Annotated in this window: 25 protein-coding genes; all 25 read left to right on the top strand. The window is 31.5% G+C overall.

Features of this window, described 5'->3' with window-relative positions; all coding sequences use genetic code 11:
* Positions 1-86 precede the first annotated feature (86 nt).
* The 25 genes from QO263_RS06960 (at position 87) to QO263_RS07080 (ending at position 21994) form a co-directional block, all read left to right on the top strand.
* A complete protein-coding gene (locus QO263_RS06960; protein WP_285628047.1) occupies positions 87-731 on the top strand; it encodes an L-fuculose-phosphate aldolase in 645 nt (214 codons plus the stop codon).
* Between the two features lie 286 nt (positions 732-1017).
* Positions 1018-1614 (top strand): FeoB small GTPase domain-containing protein, encoded by a 597-nt coding sequence (locus QO263_RS06965; protein WP_285628049.1) that lies wholly within the window; start codon positions 1018-1020, stop codon positions 1612-1614.
* Entirely contained in the window at positions 1592-3052 is a 1461-nt protein-coding gene (locus QO263_RS06970; RefSeq protein ID WP_285628051.1) for a ferrous iron transporter B, read from the top strand. Before QO263_RS06965 ends, QO263_RS06970 begins: the two co-directional genes overlap by 23 nt.
* Positions 3049-3240 carry a hypothetical protein gene (locus tag QO263_RS06975; protein ID WP_285628054.1) on the top strand — a complete coding sequence of 64 codons (192 nt, stop codon included), beginning with the start codon at positions 3049-3051 and terminating at the stop codon, positions 3238-3240. Before QO263_RS06970 ends, QO263_RS06975 begins: the two co-directional genes overlap by 4 nt.
* Entirely contained in the window at positions 3221-3466 is a 246-nt protein-coding gene (locus QO263_RS06980) for a FeoA family protein (RefSeq protein WP_285628057.1), read from the top strand. The genes QO263_RS06975 and QO263_RS06980 overlap by 20 nt, the downstream gene beginning before the upstream one ends.
* A 790-nt stretch (positions 3467-4256) precedes the next feature.
* Entirely contained in the window at positions 4257-4961 is a 705-nt protein-coding gene (locus QO263_RS06985; RefSeq protein ID WP_285628060.1) for a M28 family peptidase, read from the top strand.
* A 263-nt stretch (positions 4962-5224) separates the two neighbouring features.
* Positions 5225-6517 carry a S41 family peptidase gene (locus QO263_RS06990; protein ID WP_285628063.1) on the top strand — a complete coding sequence of 431 codons (1293 nt, stop codon included), beginning with the start codon at positions 5225-5227 and terminating at the stop codon, positions 6515-6517.
* Between the two features lie 316 nt (positions 6518-6833).
* A complete protein-coding gene (locus tag QO263_RS06995) occupies positions 6834-7196 on the top strand; it encodes a nucleotidyltransferase domain-containing protein (RefSeq protein WP_285628066.1) in 363 nt (120 codons plus the stop codon).
* A complete protein-coding gene (locus QO263_RS07000; RefSeq protein ID WP_285628069.1) occupies positions 7183-7593 on the top strand; it encodes a HEPN domain-containing protein in 411 nt (136 codons plus the stop codon). The genes QO263_RS06995 and QO263_RS07000 overlap by 14 nt, the downstream gene beginning before the upstream one ends.
* A 228-nt stretch (positions 7594-7821) precedes the next feature.
* On the top strand, positions 7822-9174 hold the full coding sequence (glnA, locus tag QO263_RS07005) for a type I glutamate--ammonia ligase (RefSeq protein ID WP_285628073.1): 1353 nt from the start codon (positions 7822-7824) through the stop codon (positions 9172-9174).
* Positions 9175-9280: 106 nt separating this feature from the next.
* Positions 9281-10750 (top strand): aldehyde dehydrogenase family protein, encoded by a 1470-nt coding sequence (locus QO263_RS07010; protein WP_285628076.1) that lies wholly within the window; start codon positions 9281-9283, stop codon positions 10748-10750.
* 85 nt (positions 10751-10835) lie between these two features.
* On the top strand, positions 10836-11444 hold the full coding sequence (locus tag QO263_RS07015) for a hypothetical protein (protein ID WP_285628079.1): 609 nt from the start codon (positions 10836-10838) through the stop codon (positions 11442-11444).
* Between the two features lie 113 nt (positions 11445-11557).
* A complete protein-coding gene (locus QO263_RS07020; RefSeq protein WP_285628082.1) occupies positions 11558-11824 on the top strand; it encodes a hypothetical protein in 267 nt (88 codons plus the stop codon).
* 34 nt (positions 11825-11858) lie between these two features.
* On the top strand, positions 11859-13154 hold the full coding sequence (locus QO263_RS07025) for an NAD(P)H-hydrate dehydratase (protein ID WP_285628085.1): 1296 nt from the start codon (positions 11859-11861) through the stop codon (positions 13152-13154).
* A gap of 29 nt (positions 13155-13183) precedes the next feature.
* On the top strand, positions 13184-13837 hold the full coding sequence (locus tag QO263_RS07030; protein ID WP_285628088.1) for a LolA family protein: 654 nt from the start codon (positions 13184-13186) through the stop codon (positions 13835-13837).
* A 147-nt stretch (positions 13838-13984) separates the two neighbouring features.
* Positions 13985-15157, top strand: a complete 1173-nt coding sequence (gene alr / locus QO263_RS07035) for an alanine racemase (RefSeq protein WP_285628091.1) — start codon at positions 13985-13987, stop codon at positions 15155-15157.
* Positions 15158-15315: 158 nt separating this feature from the next.
* Positions 15316-15597, top strand: coding sequence for a CopG family ribbon-helix-helix protein (locus QO263_RS07040; RefSeq protein WP_285628093.1), 282 nt, complete (start codon positions 15316-15318; stop codon positions 15595-15597).
* Positions 15591-15944, top strand: a complete 354-nt coding sequence (locus tag QO263_RS07045) for a type II toxin-antitoxin system PemK/MazF family toxin (protein ID WP_502928702.1) — start codon at positions 15591-15593, stop codon at positions 15942-15944. Before QO263_RS07040 ends, QO263_RS07045 begins: the two co-directional genes overlap by 7 nt.
* Positions 15945-16173: 229 nt before the next feature.
* Positions 16174-16722 (top strand): hypothetical protein, encoded by a 549-nt coding sequence (locus QO263_RS07050; RefSeq protein WP_285628096.1) that lies wholly within the window; start codon positions 16174-16176, stop codon positions 16720-16722.
* 108 nt (positions 16723-16830) lie between these two features.
* Positions 16831-17919: a glycosyltransferase gene (locus QO263_RS07055; RefSeq protein WP_285628099.1), complete on the top strand. Its 1089-nt coding sequence runs from the start codon at positions 16831-16833 to the stop codon at positions 17917-17919.
* Positions 17920-17980: 61 nt separating this feature from the next.
* Positions 17981-19120 (top strand): glycosyltransferase family 4 protein, encoded by a 1140-nt coding sequence (locus tag QO263_RS07060; protein ID WP_285628102.1) that lies wholly within the window; start codon positions 17981-17983, stop codon positions 19118-19120.
* Complete coding sequence (locus QO263_RS07065) at positions 19110-19571, top strand: DUF4330 domain-containing protein (protein WP_285628105.1); 462 nt, start codon at positions 19110-19112, stop codon at positions 19569-19571. Before QO263_RS07060 ends, QO263_RS07065 begins: the two co-directional genes overlap by 11 nt.
* 16 nt (positions 19572-19587) lie before the next feature.
* Positions 19588-20079, top strand: coding sequence for a DUF4330 domain-containing protein (locus QO263_RS07070; protein ID WP_285628108.1), 492 nt, complete (start codon positions 19588-19590; stop codon positions 20077-20079).
* Between the two features lie 4 nt (positions 20080-20083).
* Positions 20084-20626 carry a hypothetical protein gene (locus tag QO263_RS07075; protein WP_285628110.1) on the top strand — a complete coding sequence of 181 codons (543 nt, stop codon included), beginning with the start codon at positions 20084-20086 and terminating at the stop codon, positions 20624-20626.
* 30 nt (positions 20627-20656) lie between these two features.
* On the top strand, positions 20657-21994 hold the full coding sequence (locus tag QO263_RS07080) for an O-antigen ligase family protein (RefSeq protein ID WP_285628114.1): 1338 nt from the start codon (positions 20657-20659) through the stop codon (positions 21992-21994).

A 21994-nucleotide genomic window follows, 5' to 3' on the forward strand; every position in this document is an offset into this window, starting at 1 on the left:
TCAAGCTGAATAAAAATTTCAAAACTTTAAAAAATCTCAATAGATATAGATATATTAATGAGGAAATTATTTTAGGTGGTGTTCGCATGTTGATGAAAAAAGAGAGAGAACAGATAGTAGAATATGGTAGAAAACTCGCTACTAGTGGATTAACAAAAGGAACAGGCGGAAACTTAAGTATTTATAATAGAGAAAAAGGCTTATTTGCCATAAGCCCAACTGGAATAGATTATTTTCAAATTAAGCCTGAGGATGTGGCTGTATTAAATATAAGTGGAGAACAAGTAGATGGAAATAAAAAGCCTTCGAGTGAAGTTGAAATGCATAGAGTATTTTATGAAAGAAGAACTGATATAGATGCAATCATTCATACACATACTATGTATGCTACTACATTAGCATGTCTAAACTGGTTGTTGCCTCCAGTACACTATATGATTGCATTAGCAGGGCCAGATGTAAGATGTGCTAAATATGCTACTTATGGAACTAAGGAATTAGCTGAAAATGCCTTTGAAGCTATGAAGGATAGAAAAGCAGTTTTATTGGCAAATCATGGGCTCTTAGCGGGAGCAAATGATTTATTAAATGCCTTTAATATTACAGAGGAAATAGAATATTGTGCAGAGCTGTACTACAGAACTAAATGTATAGGAGAGCCCGTTATTCTTCCAGAGGAAGAAATGATTTTAATGATAGAGAAGTTTAAAACATATGGTCAGAGAAAATAATATCAGAATTAGGTTTTAAATATGTGAAACTGGCTATTTCAAAGTAGAAAATAAATCTACGATGAAATAGCTTTTTTAGTGAAAGTATATCTTTTTGTTAAAGGTTATTGAAATTTCATCAAAAATAGTATAAACTATTATCAGAATGAAAATCAGTATCAGTTAGTATACATAATCAATAAGATTGTTAAATATATATTTAACTCTCTAAGTAGATATTTACTAATGGAGAGTATATTTTTAAAGCAACATTGAGAATGGTTTTCAATAAGATGGAGGGGTTAGTATGGAATGTTGCAAAAACAAAGTGCCTTGGTATAAAAAACTAGCAAGTACATTACTTGGAACTGGAAATTGCCACGGAGAAGTAAATCAAAATACACATGGTTTAGAGAAGATAGCACTAGTTGGCAGCCCTAATGTTGGCAAAAGTGTTATATTTAATAGACTCACTGGTGTATATGTGACTGTTTCAAATTATCCAGGAACTACTGTTGAAGTATCAAGAGGAAAGGGAATAATAGGAGGGGTTCAATATGAGATTATTGACACACCTGGAATGTACTCTCTTATGTGTATAACAGAGGAGGAAAAGGTCACAAAGGATTTATTGTTCAGGGAAAAACCTAAGGCATTATTGCATGTAATAGATGCAAAGAATATTAGCCGAATGCTTCCTCTTACCATACAAATGATAGAGGCAGGCAGTCCTGTAATACTAGTTTTAAATATAATGGATGAAGCTGAAAGAATGGGACTAAAAATAGATGTAGAAGGACTTCAAAGAGAGTTAGGGATACCTGTAATATCCACCGTTGCTGCATTAAACAAAGGATTAGACGAGTTAAAGGAAAGGGTAGATGAGTATGTTAAATCAGCTTAATATTTCTTATGATGAAATAATAGAGAGCTCTGTTAATAAAATAGTAGCTCTTTTGAATCATAATTACGTTATTTCTAAAAGAGCTGCTGCATTATTACTTCTTCAAGAAGATGATGATATGTTGGAGCTAGTCAAGGCTAATGAAGGAAATAATTATATAAAAATAATAGATATAGTAGAAAGAACAAAAGAAAAAAGCGACAAGCCCTTAAGCTATATTATATCCTTGTCTAGACAAAAAGAAGTAGACAAGTTAACTAATAAGGTAGTTACTAAAAAGAAAGAAACTGAAAAAAAGAGCATATCGGAATTCTTAAGTAAATTAACCATGAATCCTATTACAGGCATACCTATACTTCTATTAGTAGTATACTTTGGATTCTATAAATTTGTCGGAGAATTTGGAGCAGGAACAGTAGTAGATTTTTTAGAAGCTAATATATTTGAGAGCTATATAAATCCGTGGGTAGATGGTGTAGTAAATTCTATAATACCTTGGACTTGGCTACAGGATTTAATTGCCAATGAATACGGAATAATAACTCTAGGAGTAAGATATGCAGTAGCTATAGTTTTACCTATAGTAGGAGCATTTTTCCTAGTGTTTTCAATTATTGAGGATAGTGGATATCTACCAAGACTTGCAATGCTTGTTGATAGAGTATTTAAGAAAATAGGTCTCAATGGCCGTGCAGTTATTCCTATGGTTTTAGGCTTTGGCTGTGATACTATGGCTACCATGGTAAGCAGAACACTGGAAACTAAAAGAGAAAGGATTATTGCAACCCTTTTACTTGCTTTAGCTATTCCTTGCTCAGCACAATTAGGAGTTATTATGTCATTATTATCAGGTAATAGTGGGGCATTAGGCATATGGTTTATTTTTATAATGCTGGTATTTTTATTTATAGGCTTTTTAACTTCGAAAATTCTACCTGGGGAAGGACCAAGCTTTTATATGGAAGTTCCACCTTTAAGATTGCCAAAGCTTTCGAACGTACTTTCTAAGACTTACACAAGAATGCAATGGTATTTTGTTGAAATCATTCCTTTATTCATATTTGCCAGTGTATTGATTTGGCTTGGAAATATTACAGGTTTATTTGGGCTTTTAATTAGCTGGCTTGAGCCTATTGTAAATGTACTTGGACTTCCAAATGAAGCTGCAGAGGTGTTTTTATTCGGTTTCTTTAGGAGAGACTATGGCGCAGCTGGATTATTTGATTTACAGAAGGCAAATATACTAAATCCTAGACAGCTTGTAGTATCAGCAGCTACTCTTACATTATTCTTGCCTTGTGTAGCTCAATTTGCAATGATGATAAAAGAAAGAGGCTGGAAGGTAGCATTAGCTATGTCAGCATTTATATTAGTATTTGCATTTGTAGCAGGATATTTTCTAAATCAAATCCTATTGATAACTGGGGTGTTAGCATGATAAAATGCAGTTTTTGCGGTCATGAGTTTACTGAAGAACAAAGTGTGGCAGGCTGCGTAAGCTGCCCTATGCATAAATCATGTAACAAGTACAAATGCCCTAATTGTGGCTATGAAGTCTTAAAGGAGCCTAAGCTAATAAAAGTTCTCAAGAAATGGGGTAAAAAAGGTGCAGAAATCAGAAATTAGTAAAGACTTAATATCAGTAACTAATCTAAAAAAAGGTGAAGAAGGAACTATAGCAGAGCTTAACACTACAAATAGTAACATATTGAGAAAACTAATGGCAATGGGAATAATGCCCGGAATGAATCTAAAAATGATTCAAACATTCCCTTCCTATGTGTTTCAAGTAGGCTACACTCAAGTAGCAGTAGATAAAGAAATAGCTTCTGTGATAATAATAGATAAGTAAGCCAAAAAGGTGTCTAGATTGCTAGATGCCTTTTTTATTATATTCTGCTTTGCTATTTTTGACATAAAACGGAATAAGTGATATATTGGGGTCAATACCATATGATGGGTTATGAGGAGGTTATTATGAAAAAACGTTTAGTTTTTTCAATGCTGACTACTACTTTTGCAGATGATGGAAGCAACAATTACCTTGAAAATTCTGACCAGCTTGTCCAACTTGTATGAGAGGTCACTTGCTTAGAACTAGTAGAGTGCTGGCTGGGCAGGAGACCGAGGCATCTGATTGCTACTACACTGGTTGTTTAATAATTAAGTATTTACTTAACTTAGAATGGCTGAATAGATTCTATTAAATGACGTCGTCCAGTATATGGTATTCGGTTTAATAGAAAATATTTGAGGTGATTAAGGTGAGCAAGTTTAATCTTTCAAAGCATAGGAAATTATTTTTTTTATTAATTATGTGTATGATGTTATTGGCAAGCTGCTCCATCAAAAGTTTTGAATCTATTGATAGCACTATAAATCGACTTTAAAACTTAGACTATAGAGTTACAAACAGCGAGGGCAATTATCGGCTTGCTGATGAGCTAAAAAAATATTTAAAGACTCTTGAAAACGAAAAAACTAAATTACTTACCCATGAATATAAAGTTAATATTCCTAAAAATTATAATCTAACATTTACATATGAAAACAATTCTCTTTCACTAAGTACTACTAATTCAATGCTCATCTCCGTGAATGAAAAAGAAATAGATACGAAAAAAGTGGTATTAGTAAATTCTTTGGATAAGATTAAAAATGATGAAAAATATGCATTTATTGCTTATAATTGGGATGATGTCAATAAGGCTAAGCTTCACTCAAATATTTCTATAATAATCTTTGCAGAGGATAGTGATAGCAAAAAAAGTATCATCGAAATAAATAACAATTCTCCTGCCCTCATTATTATAAATAAATTTCTTGCGGAAAAACTCATAACCTTTACTAACCAAAAAGTATCTATAGAATTAAGTTTGGATTTTGAAGATATTCTCCTAGAAAATATCTATATGACTTATAAGGGGAAGAATAGTAAGGATACAATTGTATTGACTGCTCATTACGATGCAACTGGTAGCACTAATGGGATGTTTTCAAAAGGAATTATAGATAATGGTAGTGGTGTAGCTATTGTTTTAGAGCTACTACAGAAAACTATAGAGAACAATTCCAATTCCAATATGGATATAATATTTTCTTTTGTAAATTCTGAGGAACAAATGTATTTAAATATTCTAGGAAGTAAATTTTTTAACCAGTTTCTTAAAGAAGATTATAATAATATATTAAACATAAAATTGGATTCTCTTGGAGAGAAGAATGTAGAGACAATTTATTTCGGAATGTCTGGAGATATAAATAATGATTCATTAATAGAACATATTCAAAACTCATTTAATGATATGTTTATTCTTGAAAATGTTGATTATTATCCCTCGGATTGAAAGAATTCAGTAAAATCTTATTTGATAAAGATAGCATTTATAGTGTTACTTTTAAGTTTGAATTGCCGGAAATAGAATATAAAGGTCAAAAGTTAGAGAAAGCAATAATGTAATTGTAATATGCAAACATATATATAATATGGGTAAGCAAGTTATTAGATGAAAAAAGCTAAGACAAGTACTTATAAAATAGTATAGCTGTATAGGCTAAATTTTAAAATCATTAATTATAACCAAATTTTTGCGGGAATGAGGTTTGGAAAATGAAAAAACGTTATCTTACTTTTATTATAATATGTGTACTACTCTTTTTAGTCATTTATATTATCAGTAACAATAATATAAAATTCACGACAAAGTCAAATAGTATTGAAATTGAGCACAATACTATTAGTATAAGTGAAATGAATATGGATCTGTATTATTTGGAAAAACAAGTCATAGATAACCATCCAGCTTTAAAAGATAAAGATACATTAGATAGATTTAAAGGAAAAATGGATTATGCTTATGAAAAAATAGATAGCATTAAGAGCAATGATGAATTTGTCTTTTTAGTTATGGAAATTCTAGCTACTTTAAAAGATGGACATACAGCAGTGGATTTATATAACGGAAGTTATAATGCAATAGATCTAAACTTTAAATGGTTAGATGAAGGCATGATTATAAATGAAGGAAATGAGGTGCTAAAAAAGGGTGATAAAGTATTAAAGATAGGAAATATGAAACCTGAGCAAATTTTATTAAATATGAAAAAATTTATCCCTTCTGAGAATGATTACTGGCTCAAATATAAAAGCGAACAATTTTTACCTACCAAAATGTTTTTAAACCACTTAGGACTAATTAATAATAAGGATAAGGTAGATGTTTTAGTTGAAGATTATAATGGCAAGATTAAAAATGTACAATTATCATTTAATAACTATATAAGTATAATGGAAAAATACTATAATCTAAGGCCATTTTATTATGAAATAAATAATAATAAAAGTATAGGCATCTTTTACTTAAATTTTTGTATATATAATGAACAATATATAAAAAAAGTTGAAGAATTTTTTCATGATATAAAAAAAGATAGGATAGAAAAAGCTGTCATTGATTTGAGAAAAAACTCTGGGGGAAATGCAGTAGTTATTGGAGAGTTCTTACAATACATTAATGTCGAGAAAGTTGAATTATTAAATGATGTATGGTTTAGCAATTCAATAAATGAGCAGACCGATTTGTTTAACGGTGAAATTTACGTATTAACATCAAAAGAAACATTTAGTGCAGCACATGGCTTTGCGGGGGTTTTTAAAAATAATAACATAGGATTAATAGTTGGCGAACCAACAGGAAATGCAACATTAGCTTATGGCAATGCACCAAGATGTGAGCTTCCCAACTCTAAGATAGAATTCAATGTTGCAACTGACATTTTTAAAATCCCTAACAAAGGCGCATATTCAAATACTTTAGAGCCAGACATATATATAACTTATACTAGGCAGGATATTATTTTAAGCAATGATCCGATTATTGAGTGGGTAATAGACTGTAATTGAGAGATTCTATCAAAACATTCAGATAAGCCATAAGAGAACAAAATCAATTCATTCAATGTCAATAATGATAGAACTATTAATGTGTACTTTATCATTGAAAAGAAGCCTCGAAAATCCATATTATTTCACTAATTTTGTGATGGGAGATAAATTCGTCTCTCTATGTGTGCAAAAATTAGAATATGGGGAGTTTTATATGTTAAGTTATTAAAGCGAATAAAGTATATGTTATTTGTTGAAGTATTTGCTAAATTATATGATATAATAAGTCAAAGAGTATATTAATAGGCGAATTCAATGGTTGAGGTGTGTTAGTATGTACGATATTGAATTATTAAAGAATAGAGAATTGATATCTTTATTAGAAGATTTAAAAAATGTACTTATTGATATATATGGAAATAATTTAAAAGATATAATATTGTATGGATCATATGCAAGAGGAGATAATGATTCTGAATCAGACATAGATATAATGATATTAGTCGATTTGGACAATGATGAACAAAGAAAATATAGAAAAACTTTAGTTGAAAAGATTACTGATTTGTCAATCCATTATGACGTCGTAATTTCAGTGATAGAAAGCAATTATAAAGATTTTAATAACCGAATATCTTATGTACCTTTTTATAAAAATGTAGTAAGAGAGGGGATTAAGGTTTATGCCAATCGATAGTTATATTATAGGACTATCAAATTATAGGTTAAATAAAGCTGATGAAAATATTGAAGCTGCCAAAGTTTTATTTGAATCTAAATATTATTCAGAATCTCTAAATAGATCATATTATGCTATTTTTCATAGCCTTAGAGCCTTACTAGCCTATAATGAATTTGATTCAAAAAAACATTCTGGCATAATATCGTACTTTAACCAATATTACGTAAAGAACAACAAATTTAGTAAAGACTTTTCAGTAATCCTTAATGAAGCTTTTATGATTAGAAACAGAAGTGATTATGATGATTTTTATATTGCTTCAAGAGAAGAAGCTAAAGAACAAATTGAAAAGGCGAAAACCTTTATTAATGGGATAAAGACTTATATACAGAAGCATCAGGATGAAGATTAAAAAGAAAAATAATAATATGCTAATAGAACAAATTATCAAAGGTGTCTAGATAACTAGATGCCTATTATTTTTTCGAAAAAAGGAATAATAATGATAGAAAACATAGGCAGAAAACCAATAATTCCCTAAATAGAGCAGAAATTATATGAAAAAAATGTTTTTATATTTATACAGATATAATGTATAATGTATCCTATAAATTTATTCTAACAAAAGAGGGGCTGTTTTATGGAGAAAAAAATAATTAACAGAGATGAACAAATTAAGTACATCAAAAGCATAATCAAAGAAAAGAAGGTTAGGTTTATTGTTTTACAGATTGCGGACATACTTGGTTCTGTAAAATGCACCACATTACCTGTCAGTCAGATTGATAAAATTCTTAATAATGAGGTCATGTTTGATGGCTCATCAATCGATGGATTTGCACGTATAGAGGAATCTGATATGTATCTCCACCCAGACCTATCTACATTTATTATTTTACCATGGCAAACTCATAACGGATATACAACAGCTAGAATGATTTGCGATGTATATATGCCAGATGGAAAACCATTTGAAGGATGTCCTAGGTATGTGCTTAAAAGAGCATTGGAAAAGGCTAGAAGCATGGGATTTGCTTTCTATGTTGGACCTGAGCCTGAGTTTTATATGTTCAATGTGGATGAAAAGGGAAATCCTGTACTAGAAAACAATGATAAGGCAGGATATTTTGATATGGCGCCTATGGATAGAGGTGAAGATGTTAGAGAAGCTATAACTATTGCCCTAGAAGGCTTTGGATTTGAAGTCGAGGCTTCACATCATGAATGTGGGCCAGGTCAGCATGAAATAGATTTTAAATATGAAGATGCTCTTACTACTGCTGACAACATCATGACTTTTAGATATGTAGTGAAAAAAGTAGCAGATGACTTTGGATTATTTGCTAGCTTTATGCCTAAGCCAGTAGAAGGAATTGCTGGCTCTGGAATGCATTTAAACATGTCTTTATTTAGCAATCAGCAAAATATATTCTATGATGAAAGTAAAGAAAATGGACTTAGTGATGAGGCTATGTATTTTGTTGGCGGATTATTAGAAAATGTGAAGGGATTTACTGTAATTACCAATCCCCTAGTAAATTCGTATAAAAGATTAGTAAGCGGATTTGAAGCTCCAGTAAATATAGCTTGGTCAGAGAGGAACAGAAGTCCCCTTATAAGAATACCTGCCAAGAGAGGTTTAAGTACAAGGGTTGAGCTTAGAAATCCAGACCCATCATGTAATCCTTATCTAGCACTTGCCACAGCATTAACTGCTGGACTAAATGGAATAGAAAATAGAGTTTCTCCACCTGAACCTATAAATAAAAATATTTATGAAATGTGTCTAGAGGAAAGACAGGAAAATCATATTGAAGCTTTGCCTAAGAGCTTGTATGAGGCCATAAATGAATTGTCTAAAAATGAAATAATAAAAGAAGCATTAGGGAATCATGTAACTAGCAAATATATTTCTGGGAAGCTAAAAGAGTGGGAGGAATATGTAGCTAAAGTGCATAGGTGGGAAATTGAACAGTATTTAAGAGCCTATTAGTATGGGAGAGTGCTGTTTTCTTGACACCCCTATTTCATAGTGATACATTTGAAATGGGGATGTCAAACTGTCCTCTGCCATCAAAAAATAATAAGGAGTAATTTCTGTGAATAAACTAGAGTTTGTTAATCCTTGGAATGAAGAAATATTTGGAGAGGTTGCTGAAAGCTCAGTTGATGATGTAAAAAAAGCCATGGAGGCTGGAAGAGCTGCCTTTAATCATTGGCAGAATACCTCAATAAAAAATAGAATAGAGTATCTAGCAAAGATAAGAAAATATTTTGTTAAGAACTTAGATGAATTAGTTGAGGGCATATCTAAAAATACTGGTAAGGTGTATACAGATACATTGTCATCTGAAATATATCCTACTTTGGACATTATTAAATATTATGAAAAAAACCTAGGACGAATTTTGAAGCCTCGAAAAGTAAAAACTCCAGCTTTTTTAATAGGAAAAGAATCATATATTGAGTATAGACCAATGGGAGTCATAGCTGTCATAGCTCCATGGAACTATCCTTTTCAATTATCAGTTATTCCCATTATTTCTGCACTAGCAGCAGGAAATTGTGTTATTTACAAGGGCTCTGAGGTTACACCATATGTCTCGGTATTGATAGAAGAGATGTTTAAAAGTGCGGGAATTCCTGAAGGGGTAATACAAGTACTATTCGGAGGAAAAGAAATAGGAGAAGAGATAATTAATCAGAAGCCTGATAAAGTATTCTTTACAGGAAGCGTGGCTACTGGGAAGAAAATTGCAGAGAGTGCGGCTAGAGATTTAATTCCTGTAGAGTTGGAATTAGGTGGAAAGGATCCAATGATAGTGTTTGAAGATGCCAATATAAATAGAGTGGTACAAGGAGCTCTATGGGGTGCATTTACTAATTGTGGTCAAGTATGTATGTCAGTGGAAAGACTTTATGTTCAAGAATCAATATATGATGAGTTTCTATCGAACTTAGTATTTGAGTTTGATAAGCTCAATTATGGCTCAGATACTTATGATGATATAGGTTCAATGACTTCAAAAGCTCAGATTAAAATAGTAAAAAATCATATTGATGATGCAATTAAAAAAGGCGCCATAGCCATAACTGGAAGAAAGCTAAAAGAAGAAAATGGTTTTAAGATTAACCCAGTAATCTTGACTAATGTGAATAATGATATGCTTGTAATGACAGATGAAACTTTTGGTCCAGTATTGCCTATTATGAAGTTTAAAACAGAGGAAGAAGCTATAAGGCTAGCTAATGATTCGCCATATGGTCTTAACTCTAGTATATGGACTAAAGATTTAAATAGAGCAAAAAGAGTTGTTAGGCAGTTGATAACAGGAGGCTGCTGTATAAATGATGTAATCATCAGTGTTGCAAATCCACATCTTCCTTTTGGTGGAGTAAAAAATAGCGGCATAGGAAGGTATCATTCAGAGCAAGGCATATATACATTTTGCAATCAAACATCAATAGTAGTAGATGAAGGAGGGAAGAATAAAGGAATAAACTGGTATCCATATGATAAAAAAAGTTATAGAAGATTGAAAAAGCTTATAAGCCTATTATATAAATAATTTTATAATAATTAATAAGTAGTAATAACAACCTATTTATACAAGATTACTTTTCTAGTATGATATATACTAGGAGGGATTGTATATGTTTTCAAAAGACTTAGGGATAGATATAGAGAAAAATATAATAGCTAAAAATAAGATTCCCATTTTAACTAAGGATGCTGCCTGGTTGAAGCTTTTTGGAGATGCAGGAGATAAGCTTATTAATAATGCCCGAAAGGAGCTAGAGAACCTCCTTGAAAAACAACAATTAACTGATAGACAGCTCAAAGAAAAGAGCAGAGAGAAGAAAAGGATAATGAATAAAATAATAATGCTCTCTGATGAAATAAATAACAATCAATTATCAGGAGGTACAGATTTATTAGGAGAATATCAGCAAGAAATACATACATTAAATGACGAAATAGACAACCTAACATTTGAGCTAGAAATGTTTCCCAAAGAAATAAAAGAAGCAAATCTTAATTTAATAAAAGCAACTATAAAGCTTGCATATAAACAATTGACCGAATGGGAAGGCAGTCTCGAGCCCATTAATTTAGAAATAGAAGACTTTAGAAATAGACTGAGGGAATTAATAGAAAAAAAGAATGATTATGAGGAGAAGATAAATACAACATATAGATTTTTACATGGAATGCTAGGCAGTAAAGAGATGGAAAAACTTGATAAAGATATGCTAGATTAGGATGCTTCAAAGCATTCTTTTTTTTGTGTTGCGAGACCGCGGAGCAAATGACCTATATTTTGTTAAATTTTGTGGTATAATTTTAGTAGATCTTTAGAAAGGAATGATTTAATTTGCTTATGAAAATCATTATGCTAATACTTCTTTTTATAGGTGTATTAGAAATCTTTTTTAATATAATAACTACTTTACTGCAAATGATTATAGGTTTATTTGTTAAGAACTTTAAGTTTAAGGAAAAAGCAGCTGGCATCTTAAAGCTTTTTTTTGTTATTATTTTTATGGCTTCGGTAATATTCTTTTTAGCTGAGTTTGTAAAGGTTTTAGCAGGGTTATTTGGAATATCCCTTGATAATAGTATTCTAGATATTTTTAGATAATAGGCAGTCAGTTTTTTATGTGAGGGGTGTAATAATGATTAAAGGTACTGGAATAGATATAATAGAAATAGACAGAATACGTAGTGCCATAAATAATAATACTAAATTTAAAGAAAGAATATTTACAAAAAATGAGCTTAATTATATTGAATCAAAAAACAACAATATGAATACTATAGCTGGACTTTTTGCGGCAAAAGAGGCAGTAAGCAAAGCCCTTGGTAGTGGAATCAGTGGCTTTAAATGGACGGACATTGAAATTTACTCCGAAACATCAGGAAAGCCGTCTATAATGCTTTTAGGAAAAGCTAAGGAATTGGCAAACGCAAAGGAAATCTCAAATATACATGTTTCGATTAGCCATAATAATGATAGTGCTGTAGCTCTTGCTGTAGCAGAAAAAGATTATAAATATTTACAGGGGAATATCTATAATATTCCTTGCATGAATGGAGACTATTCTATTATAGATAAAGATATGGTAAATAGTATTATTCCAAAGAGAGAAAAGGATACTCACAAAGGAACCTATGGAAGAGTAGGTGTAATCGGAGGAAGTAAAGGAATGACAGGTGCCGTTATTTTAGCTCTAAAGGCCTGTCTTAGAAGTGGAAGTGGATTAGCTTATTCAATTGTACCCGAATCAGTAAGCGATATTATAGAGCTTTCAGCAACAGAAGCCATATGTTTACCTATAAAAGATACTGATAGACATCTTGATAGAAATTCAGCAAAATATATTAAGGAAGCAATTAGTAAGGTAGATTGCTTGGTTTTAGGACCAGGAATGGGTGTAGATGGAGAGAGAGTAGGGCTTGTAAAAGATATTTTATTATATACAGAAAAACCTATAGTATTAGATGCTGATGGAATAAATTGTGCTTCAAAAGATAAGGAAGCTTTATTAGCTAGACAATACCCAACAGTAATCACTCCCCATCCAGCAGAACTGTCAAGATTGCTAGGTATAACTACTGAAGAAATCCAATCTAACAGAATAGAGTACTGTAGATATGCTGCACAAACATTCAACACAATTACTGTGCTAAAAGGTTCAAATACGGTGATTTCTAGTCCAAAAGGTGATATTTACATAAATACTACTGGAAATCCGGGCATGGCCACGGCTGGTAGTGGAGATGTACTAAGTGGAATGATAGGGAGTTTAATTGGACAGAAGATAGAGCCTTTAAATGCAACTATGGCAGCTGTATTTTGTCATGGATTAGCGGGAGATATAGTTGCCAGAGAAAAAGGAGAATATGGTCTTATAGCAGGGGATATAGTAGAAAATATACCCTATGCTATAAAGGCTATCAAGTCTGATTAAATAAATTAATTAGGAGGTTTCGGCAATTCATGAAACACTTTGTATTATTATTTCTAGCAGCAATACTCACTTTTACTTATGGTTGTTCAATGTTTTCAGAAAAAGAAACAGATGTTTTTTATGAGGCACAAAAATATTTTAATAAAATGGAGACATACAGATGTATTGCAGATGTTACAGTAAAGGGAAATAAAGATACTGAGACCTATAAATCAAAACATGTATTCAAAAAACCGGATAAATATGTCATAGAAGTACTAGAGCCTGCTGAAAACCAAGGAAACATTGTCTTATATGATGGGAAGCAGGCTTGGTTATATAATAAACAAATTGATGAATCCTTTATAATCAAAGATTTAGAGCAGGAAGCAGATAAAAATCTTTTTGTCGGACATTTCTTAAAAAACATATTATCTAATGAAGAAATTAAGATGAATTTTGATGATATAAACGGCAAAAAATATCTAGTTTTAGAAACTGACATACCAGGCAATAATAAGTATAGGTATAAAGAAAAGTTATGGATAGACAAGGAAAACTATCAGCCTTATAAATTAAATGTGTTAGATAAGGATGGAGAGCTATCTATTGAAGTGATTTATACAGAATTTAAAGCCAATATAAAAGTAAATGATGAAGATTTTAATATTAAAACAGGCTTATATTACATTCGTAAATTATAATCTCGATGCTGAACTGAAAATGGACTTAAATTTCATCTAAACTGAATCTTTGTTTATTGACTTGAACCCTCAATAAGAATATTATGAAATTAGGTGATTTTTTCATTTTTTCTCATAGTTAAGAGTTCTCATAAGGGGGGAGAGAAGTTGGTTTCTTTAAAGGATTTTAGACCAGTGTGGGCTGAAATAAATTTAGATAATTTAGCTCATAATGTTAGGGAAGTAAGAAGACTTGTAGGTGAGAAGGTTATTATTACCTCGGTGATTAAGGCAGATGCCTATGGACATGGGGCCACGGCAATTGCTAAAACTCTTTCAGATAATGGAAGTGACAGATTAGCAGTGGCTACACTATCTGAAGCTATTGAACTAAGAAAATCCGGCATAACAGATGATATACTAATACTAGGCTATACTCCCAGATATCAAGACAAATTCATTATAGAAAGCAATATAACTCAAACAATATACAATATGGAGGATGCAAAGGCACTATCAGAGATAGCAAAGGATTTAGGCAGAACAGCCAAGATACATTTGAAGATTGATACTGGTATGGGAAGACTAGGTTTTTTGCCTGAGGCGGACTCAATAGAAAAAATAGCTAATATATTCAAATTACCCAATCTATATATTGAAGGGATATTTTCTCATTTTGCAAGAGCTGATGAAGCTAATAAAGAGCATACAATGATACAGTTTGAAAAGTTTAACTGGGTATTAAAAGAACTTAAGAGAATAGGTATAGAAATACCTATAAAACATATTGCCAACAGTGCGGCCATAATTGATTTGCCAGAATGTCATCTAGATATGGTAAGGGCTGGAATAATGCTATATGGCTTATATCCGTCTGACTATGTAAATAAAGACAAGGTTAATTTAAAGCCAGTAATGACTTTAAAGGCTTCTATTTCAAATATAAAAACTGTTAAAGCAGGTGAGGGCATAAGCTATGGACACAGCTTTGTAACAAATAAAACTACTAAAATAGCTACGTTGCCTATTGGCTATGCAGATGGACTTACTAGACTTTTAAATCATAAAGCCAAAGCGAGTATAAAAGGAAAGAGAGTTCCTATAGTAGGCAGTATATGTATGGATCAATGTATGGTAGATGTAACCAATCTTGATGATGTAAAAATAGGCGATGAGGCTATACTGTTTGGAACTGGAAGAATGAATGAACCGAGTATAGATGATGTAGCAAGGATTTTGGGAACAATAAATTATGAAATTGTATGTATGGTAAGTAAAAGGGTGCCAAGAGTATACTTGGAAAATAATGAGATTTTATATATAAGAGATTATCTTGCTTAAACTAGTATATATTCGAGTATATACTATGAAATAATAGAATATACTATATTAATAATAGACAAAACTAAAATATACCATAACATACTAATAAACATGATATTATATAATTTTTGGATATGTGTTATAATTATTTCATCAGATAATCCGGGGGTGCAATAATGGCCGAAACAAAAAGAATTATGATAAGTCTACCTAATAGTTTGCTAGAAGAAGTAGATAATATAGTGTCGATGGAAAGCAAGAACAGAAGTGAGTTTATTAGGGAGGCCATGAAGCTCTATTTAAGAGAACGTAAAAAAATTCAGCTTAAAGAAGTAATGAAGAACGGATACAGAGAGATGAGCCAAATTAATTTGTATTTTGCTGAAATGGGGATAGAAGAGGATTATAATGAGCTCATAAAATATGAAAGCAGATTGACAGGACGTGAAGAATGGTGATAGTAAAGAGGGGAGATATACTTTATGCTGACCTAAGTCCTGTCATTGGTTCTGAACAGGGGGGAGTTAGGCCAGTATTAGTAATCCAAAATGATATTGGGAATAAATATAGTCCTACTGTAATAATTTCTGCTATTACATCACAGATTAATAAAGCTAAGTTGCCAACACATATTGAAATCACTGCTCCAGAGTACGGGCTACCTAAGGATTCAGTAGTATTACTGGAGCAAATAAGAACCATCGACAAAAAACGGCTTAGGGAAAAGATTGGTCACTTTGATGACGACATGATGGCTAAGGTCGATGAGTGTTTGAAAATTAGCATAGGGCTATCAGATTATTAATACATATAAATAACATGGGACACATACAAGTGTCCCAATTTTATGATAGGAGTGTCCGTTAGGACCAAATTTGCACGACCGTAGGGAGTGAACAAATTTGCGTTTCGAAACTGCTTATTTTTTTGTCATTATTTCCCCGGAAATAAGAAATTAATTTAGAAAAAGACAGGATATTTTGGTTTTAGGTCGAATTAACAATAGTAGAAATGTACATAATGGAGGGATATAAATGTGGCAGAAAATTAAGAAAAATTATATTCTTATTGTTTTAACACTTTTAATTGCAGTTATAATTGTAGATACTTCTAGTATTAGCTTTGGAGAACCTGGTGATTCGGAAGACCCTTTAGTTACTTTTAGCTTTGTGGAGAAGAGAATTGAACAATTAAAATATTACATAGACGAAAAACTAAGTGGTGGAAGTACTGATAATACAGAAGTTCAAAGACTTTTACAGGAAAATGAAGCAATAAAGAAACAGCTGTCTCAACTGGCAGCCAATTCTTCAGGTAGTGCATCACTTGAAATTGTAGAGCTTAGAGATGGACAAAAGCTTATATGTGGAGCTGGAACAGAGATTATCTTAAGAAGCGGTTCAGCAAAAGCTATAGTTTCAGAGCTTGGAGGATTATCAGATTTAACGGGAGGAAAGGACTTAGCTGGTAATGAATCAATTTCATTAAATCATCTAATCATAATACCAAGAGATGATGGCAGAGGAGCTTATGTGGAGAAATATGCAATATTTATGATAAGAGGCTATTATGAGGTAAAATGATAAATATATTAAAGAATTAACAAACTAAGGCTGCATTTTTGTAGCCTTTTTGTTATAATAATGTATATTACTATTTATACGAATGACCTTTTGAAGGGAGAGTTTTCTTTGAATATATTACACCTTGTTTTCAGCTTCGAAAGAGGTGGAGCAGAAACATATATAATTAATACAATTGAGAGAATGAAAGAAAAAGGAGTTAAATTTTTCGTTGTTTGTGATCATAAAGGCTCTAATCACGACAAAATAGAAGATATATGCAGCAATGTGGAGATTATTGAAATAAAAAACATCGTAGATATAAAATCAGCGTATAAAATAGCTAAATTTTGTAGAGATAATAATATAAGAATTATTCAGGCACATTTTCTAAGAGAGAGCTTTGTAGCAGTGTTATCAAAGATTTTTAACCCTAAAATCAAAGTGATTTGGACTATGCATTTAATATATGAAGAAAAGAGAAGTATACTGAAATGGTTAAATAGGTTTTTTAGTAAGGGTGCCAATGCTATTATATGTGTATCCGAGGCTGTAAAACAATCTTTGATAAAAGAAGGTATAAGTGATAAAAAGCTGGTTACAGTACTAAATGGTGTAGATACAGACTATTTTAAACCAACTGATGAAAGAGATATAAGAAAAGAGTTAGGGGTAGAAAAGGATGACATATTACTAACAACTGTATCTAGATTTCAAAAGATTAAAGGCCATGACTTCCTAATAGATGTTATAAATGAATTAAAGAAAAACTACATGATTAAATTTAAGTCCCTGCTAGTTGGGGATGGAGAAGAAATGGAGAATATCAGAGCAAAAGTAAAGAGTTTAGATTTAGATGACAAAGTTATCTTTGCTGGATATAGAGAAGATATTCCTAGAATTTTAACTGCAAGTGATGTTTATATATCACCATCAGAAAATGAAGCAATTTCTTTTTCAATAATGGAAGCTCTTGCTTGTGAAGTACCTGTAGCAGCTACTGAGGTTGGAGGAGTTCCTGAGATAATTAACAAAGGGAAATGTGGAGTAATGTCACATTATGGAGATGAAAAAAGGTTTGCTAAGGCAGTTTTTGACCTATATAATAATAAACAGGAATATGAAGAAATGAAAAGGAATTCTAGATCATTAATTGAACAGAATTTTTCATTAAATAATATGATTTATGAGACTTATAATCTATATGAAAGCTTATAGAACGAATATTTACCATAAAATTTAAGGAGGTCGGAGCCTATCAGCTTTGATAGGTTTATTTATGAAAATACTACATTTAATAAGCGGAGGAGATACAGGCGGGGCTAAGACCTGTGTTTTGAGCCTTTTATCTGAGCTTCAAAAGAAAATAGATGTAAAAATAATTTGCTTCATGAAAGAAGATTTTTATTATGAAGCAAAGGAGAGAGGAATAGACATAGAGGTTTATGAGCAAAGAAAAAGATATGACCTTTCTGTTATTAAGAGGCTATTAGCTGAAATAAAAGACAAGAAATATGATTTAATTCATTGTCATGGAGCACGAGCTAATTTTATGGCTTCTTTGCTGAAAATTTCTTATAAGATTCCTTTAGTAACTACTATACATAGTGACTATAAATTGGACTTCCAAGATAATCGCTATAAGAATTTAGTATATACAAATATTAATACAATAGCACTTAAATTTATGGACTATTATATTGGAGTTTCTGATAGCTTTAAAAATATGCTTATTGATAGGGGTTTTGACCCTAATAGAATTTTCACTGTATATAATGGCATAGAGATGAATCTTATGAAAGAGTCCACAAGTCCATTAGATTTTCTAAACAGGTATAATATTACATTAGAAGAGGACACAATATTAGTAGGCACTTTATCCAGACTACATCCAGTTAAAGGCATAGATGTACTTGTAAAAGGAGCTAAAAAAGTAATTGACCAGAGAACAAATGTTAAGTTTCTTATTTGCGGAGATGGAACTGAGGCACCTATGCTAAAAGAGCTTACAAAAGAGTTGGGAATAGAAGAAAATGTGCATTTCCTAGGGTTTGTAAATGAGCCAAGCAACCTTTTAAATTCTATAGACATAAATACTATAACATCTTATAGTGAAAGCTTTCCATATGCTATAATGGAGGGTGGGGCATTTAAAAAACCAATTGTAGCTTCAAATGTAGGTGGAATTGGAGATCTAGTGATTGAAGGTGAAACGGGACTTCTTTTTGAAGCAGGAGATCATGAGGGATTGGCATCTCAGCTTGTTAAGCTTGTTGATGATGCAGATTTGAGAAAAAGACTGGGAGAAAACTTATATGATTCTGTCAGTAAAAATTACTCTGCAGAAAGCATGGCAAATAAGCATATTTCAATATATAAACAAATATTAGATAGGCAGGTGAGGCAACTTGAAAAATAAATTCAATTGGGTAGATGCAGTTATCATAATTTTTATAATAGGCTTAGGTATAGGAGTATTTTCTTATTTTAGAAAACCTAATACTATCACAGCCGATAGAGTGCCAATAAAGGTTACAGTTAGAGTGGACAAGGTTTTAATGGAAACTGTAAATGGTATAAATGTAGGGGATATATTCAAGGATAAAGATACTAACCAAGTATTTGGAAAGGTAATTGATAAAAAGGTTACTGAAACATATGAAATGGTTGAAACAGGAGACGGAAGAGTTGAAAAAGCAGTAGTTCCAAATAGATATTCAGTTTTTATGACACTAGAAGGAGAGGCAATTGTTACTGATGACTATATTAGACTTGGTGGAAGAGATGTTAGGATAGAAGGGACTATAGAGTTAAAAAGCACCAAAAACTCAGTAAAAACTAAAGTAGTAGATTTTCAGCTAGCTGAATAATTTTGGAGGTAGACCAATGAAAATTATAGATGATAAAGGCAGACTTTTCAGCAAAGTGAATATCCTGGATTTGAGTATAATTTTGATGGTATTAGTTTTAGGATTGGCTGGTTTCTATAAGCTTAAAACTAATAATAAGGCAACATTTATTAAGCCAAAACCAGTAGATATAAAAGTAATAGTTAGAGCAAGAGAAGAAACTAGTATTGACAAGATAAAGGTAGGAGATATTTTAAAGGAATACGACACTGGGATTGTACTTGGAGAAATAAAATCTATTGATATACAACCAGCTACACTTGAAGTCAATACCACTGACGGGCAAGTTAAACTAGCAGAAATACCAGAAAGATACGATTATTATATAAATATTGATGCAAATGCAATAGTCAATGAAAATGCCATAGTTTCAGGCAATAAAGAGCTTAGAATTGGGAACAAGCTAGTTTTAAGAACTAAAACCTATGCTTTAGAATCGTATATTCTAGAAATTGGACAGAGGGAATGATAATATGAGAAATGGAATCATAGCTCCAGTAATTCTAAGACTATGGAACAATCTACAAGAAAAATGGAATGACAGCTTCTTTGCATCAATTAAAAATAGGCTAGGAGGGTTTTTAATTAGAGGCCTTGAAAATAGCTTCATAGTATCTAGTATTTTAGATTATAGGTCGAAAATATATTCAAGAAGCCTAATAAAAAAACTCATAAGAAATATTATAGAGTTCATAAGAAAAATATTATTGTTTATAAATAAACTTTTTAGAAGACCTATAAAACAAAGTATGACATTCAATATTTCTAATTATATAATAGGCACAATAATGGGAAACCTATTTCAGTTTTTATGTATTACTTTAGGAACAGGTATTTTAACATATAGCCTTGTAGGCTTTGCGACTGGAAGAGTTGGTATATTGAAGCTAGCTGTATTTCTATCTGCTTCTTTTGTTTTAGGTTTTTTAGGTTTTGCTAGAATAGATGTAAAAGCATTATTATCAGAAAGTAAATTTGCAACGATATTTAGAAATTTTTTTGATTATTATAGCTAATAGCTCAAATATAGATAGGAGATGGAGCCTATGGAATTAACTGAAAAGAAAAACAGTATAAAAATATTAGGCTTATTGATAGGAATAATCATAGGTTTAGCCTTCTTTTTACTACCGCTCAAAAGCGCGATAATAGCTGTTGGAGGATTAATAGCTACACTAATTATTCTATTTTATCCTGAATTCGGAATATACTTATTAGCATTAGCAGTACCTTTAGTATCATTAAAATATACATTACTGCTATTTGTGTTAACAGTATTTTCATTCATAATAAAGCTTATAGTGGATAAAAAATTTAAAATAAAGAAAATTCCCTTTGGTTATTCTGTGATTTTTTTCATAATACCCTTGATAGCTTCTGCGATGACTTCCTTTACTAGGGGTGAGAGCTTTGAGAAGCTTGTGGTATATATGATTTCATTTGTAGTACTGTTTTTAATTGTAAATCTAATTGATTCTAAAAGAAAATTATATTTTCTTATATTGACAATAATAATAGCTTCTTTACTAATATCATTTTACGGTTTATATCAATATAAGGTAGGTGCAGCAGTAAAGGAGAGCTGGGTAGATAAAGAGCTAAATCCAGACTTAAGAACTAGAGTGTATTCGACATTAGATAATCCAAATATATTAGCAGAATATCTAGTCATGGTAATTCCATTAACATTTGCACTTTTCTGGACATCTAAGAAGAAGCTCAATAAGCTATTTTTTCTACTTGCAGTAGGAGTTCAATTCTTATGTATCTTGCTTACATTTTCTAGGGGAGGATGGCTAGGTTTAGCCCTTGCCATGATAATATTTGCATTTTTTGTAGACAGAAGACTGATTCTTTTATATATTGCCGCTGGAATTGGGCTTCTAATTATCTCACCTGAAGTTATTTTGACTAGGATAGCCACAATTGGTAATACCCAAGATACATCTACTGCTTACAGATTTCCATTGTGGATGGCAGCATTAGATATGATTCGGGATTTTTGGATCACTGGGGTAGGCTTGGGACCAATGGCATTTAAGGCCATATATCCTCAATATATGAGACTTGGAGTAATGGCAGTTCATACTCACAATATATTTCTTCAAATGTTTGTTGAGACAGGTATATTTGGATTTATAGGCTTTTTGGTTTTTATATTTAACAATATGAGATGTAATCTAATTACTTTTGTAAAGGGAATCGACAAAAGAGCTAAGATAATTGCAATTGCAATATTTTCTTCTATAGCAGGTTTAATGCTACATGGACTGGTAGAATACATTTTCTTTGATAATAAAATTATAATAATGTTTTGGATTTTGCTTGCAATAGGCATGGTAGATTTTAAATTAGAGTACAATAGATTAAACGTTATAGATTAA

The sequence above is a fragment of the Proteiniborus sp. MB09-C3 genome, from assembly GCF_030263895.1.
Taxonomy (GTDB): Bacteria; Bacillota; Clostridia; order Tissierellales; family Proteiniboraceae; genus Proteiniborus.

Excerpts from the sequence above, each read along its gene's own strand:
- QO263_RS07075 (WP_285628110.1), top strand. The coding sequence starts at position 20,084 with ATGAGAAATGGAATCATAGCTCCAGTAATTCTAAGACTATGGAACAAT.
- QO263_RS07070 (WP_285628108.1), top strand. The coding sequence starts at position 19,588 with ATGAAAATTATAGATGATAAAGGCAGACTTTTCAGCAAAGTGAATATC.
- QO263_RS06965 (WP_285628049.1), top strand. The coding sequence starts at position 1,018 with ATGGAATGTTGCAAAAACAAAGTGCCTTGGTATAAAAAACTAGCAAGT.
- QO263_RS07015 (WP_285628079.1), top strand. The coding sequence starts at position 10,836 with ATGTTTTCAAAAGACTTAGGGATAGATATAGAGAAAAATATAATAGCT.
- QO263_RS07050 (WP_285628096.1), top strand. The coding sequence starts at position 16,174 with ATGTGGCAGAAAATTAAGAAAAATTATATTCTTATTGTTTTAACACTT.
- QO263_RS07030 (WP_285628088.1), top strand. The coding sequence starts at position 13,184 with ATGAAACACTTTGTATTATTATTTCTAGCAGCAATACTCACTTTTACT.
- QO263_RS07060 (WP_285628102.1), top strand. The coding sequence starts at position 17,981 with ATGAAAATACTACATTTAATAAGCGGAGGAGATACAGGCGGGGCTAAG.
- QO263_RS06960 (WP_285628047.1), top strand. The coding sequence starts at position 87 with ATGTTGATGAAAAAAGAGAGAGAACAGATAGTAGAATATGGTAGAAAA.
- QO263_RS07025 (WP_285628085.1), top strand. The coding sequence starts at position 11,859 with ATGATTAAAGGTACTGGAATAGATATAATAGAAATAGACAGAATACGT.
- QO263_RS07045 (WP_502928702.1), top strand. The coding sequence starts at position 15,591 with ATGGTGATAGTAAAGAGGGGAGATATACTTTATGCTGACCTAAGTCCT.
- QO263_RS06995 (WP_285628066.1), top strand. The coding sequence starts at position 6,834 with ATGTACGATATTGAATTATTAAAGAATAGAGAATTGATATCTTTATTA.
- glnA (WP_285628073.1), top strand. The coding sequence starts at position 7,822 with ATGGAGAAAAAAATAATTAACAGAGATGAACAAATTAAGTACATCAAA.
- QO263_RS07040 (WP_285628093.1), top strand. The coding sequence starts at position 15,316 with ATGGCCGAAACAAAAAGAATTATGATAAGTCTACCTAATAGTTTGCTA.
- QO263_RS07080 (WP_285628114.1), top strand. The coding sequence starts at position 20,657 with ATGGAATTAACTGAAAAGAAAAACAGTATAAAAATATTAGGCTTATTG.
- QO263_RS07000 (WP_285628069.1), top strand. The coding sequence starts at position 7,183 with ATGCCAATCGATAGTTATATTATAGGACTATCAAATTATAGGTTAAAT.
- QO263_RS06975 (WP_285628054.1), top strand. The coding sequence starts at position 3,049 with ATGATAAAATGCAGTTTTTGCGGTCATGAGTTTACTGAAGAACAAAGT.
- QO263_RS06990 (WP_285628063.1), top strand. The coding sequence starts at position 5,225 with ATGAAAAAACGTTATCTTACTTTTATTATAATATGTGTACTACTCTTT.
- QO263_RS06970 (WP_285628051.1), top strand. The coding sequence starts at position 1,592 with ATGAGTATGTTAAATCAGCTTAATATTTCTTATGATGAAATAATAGAG.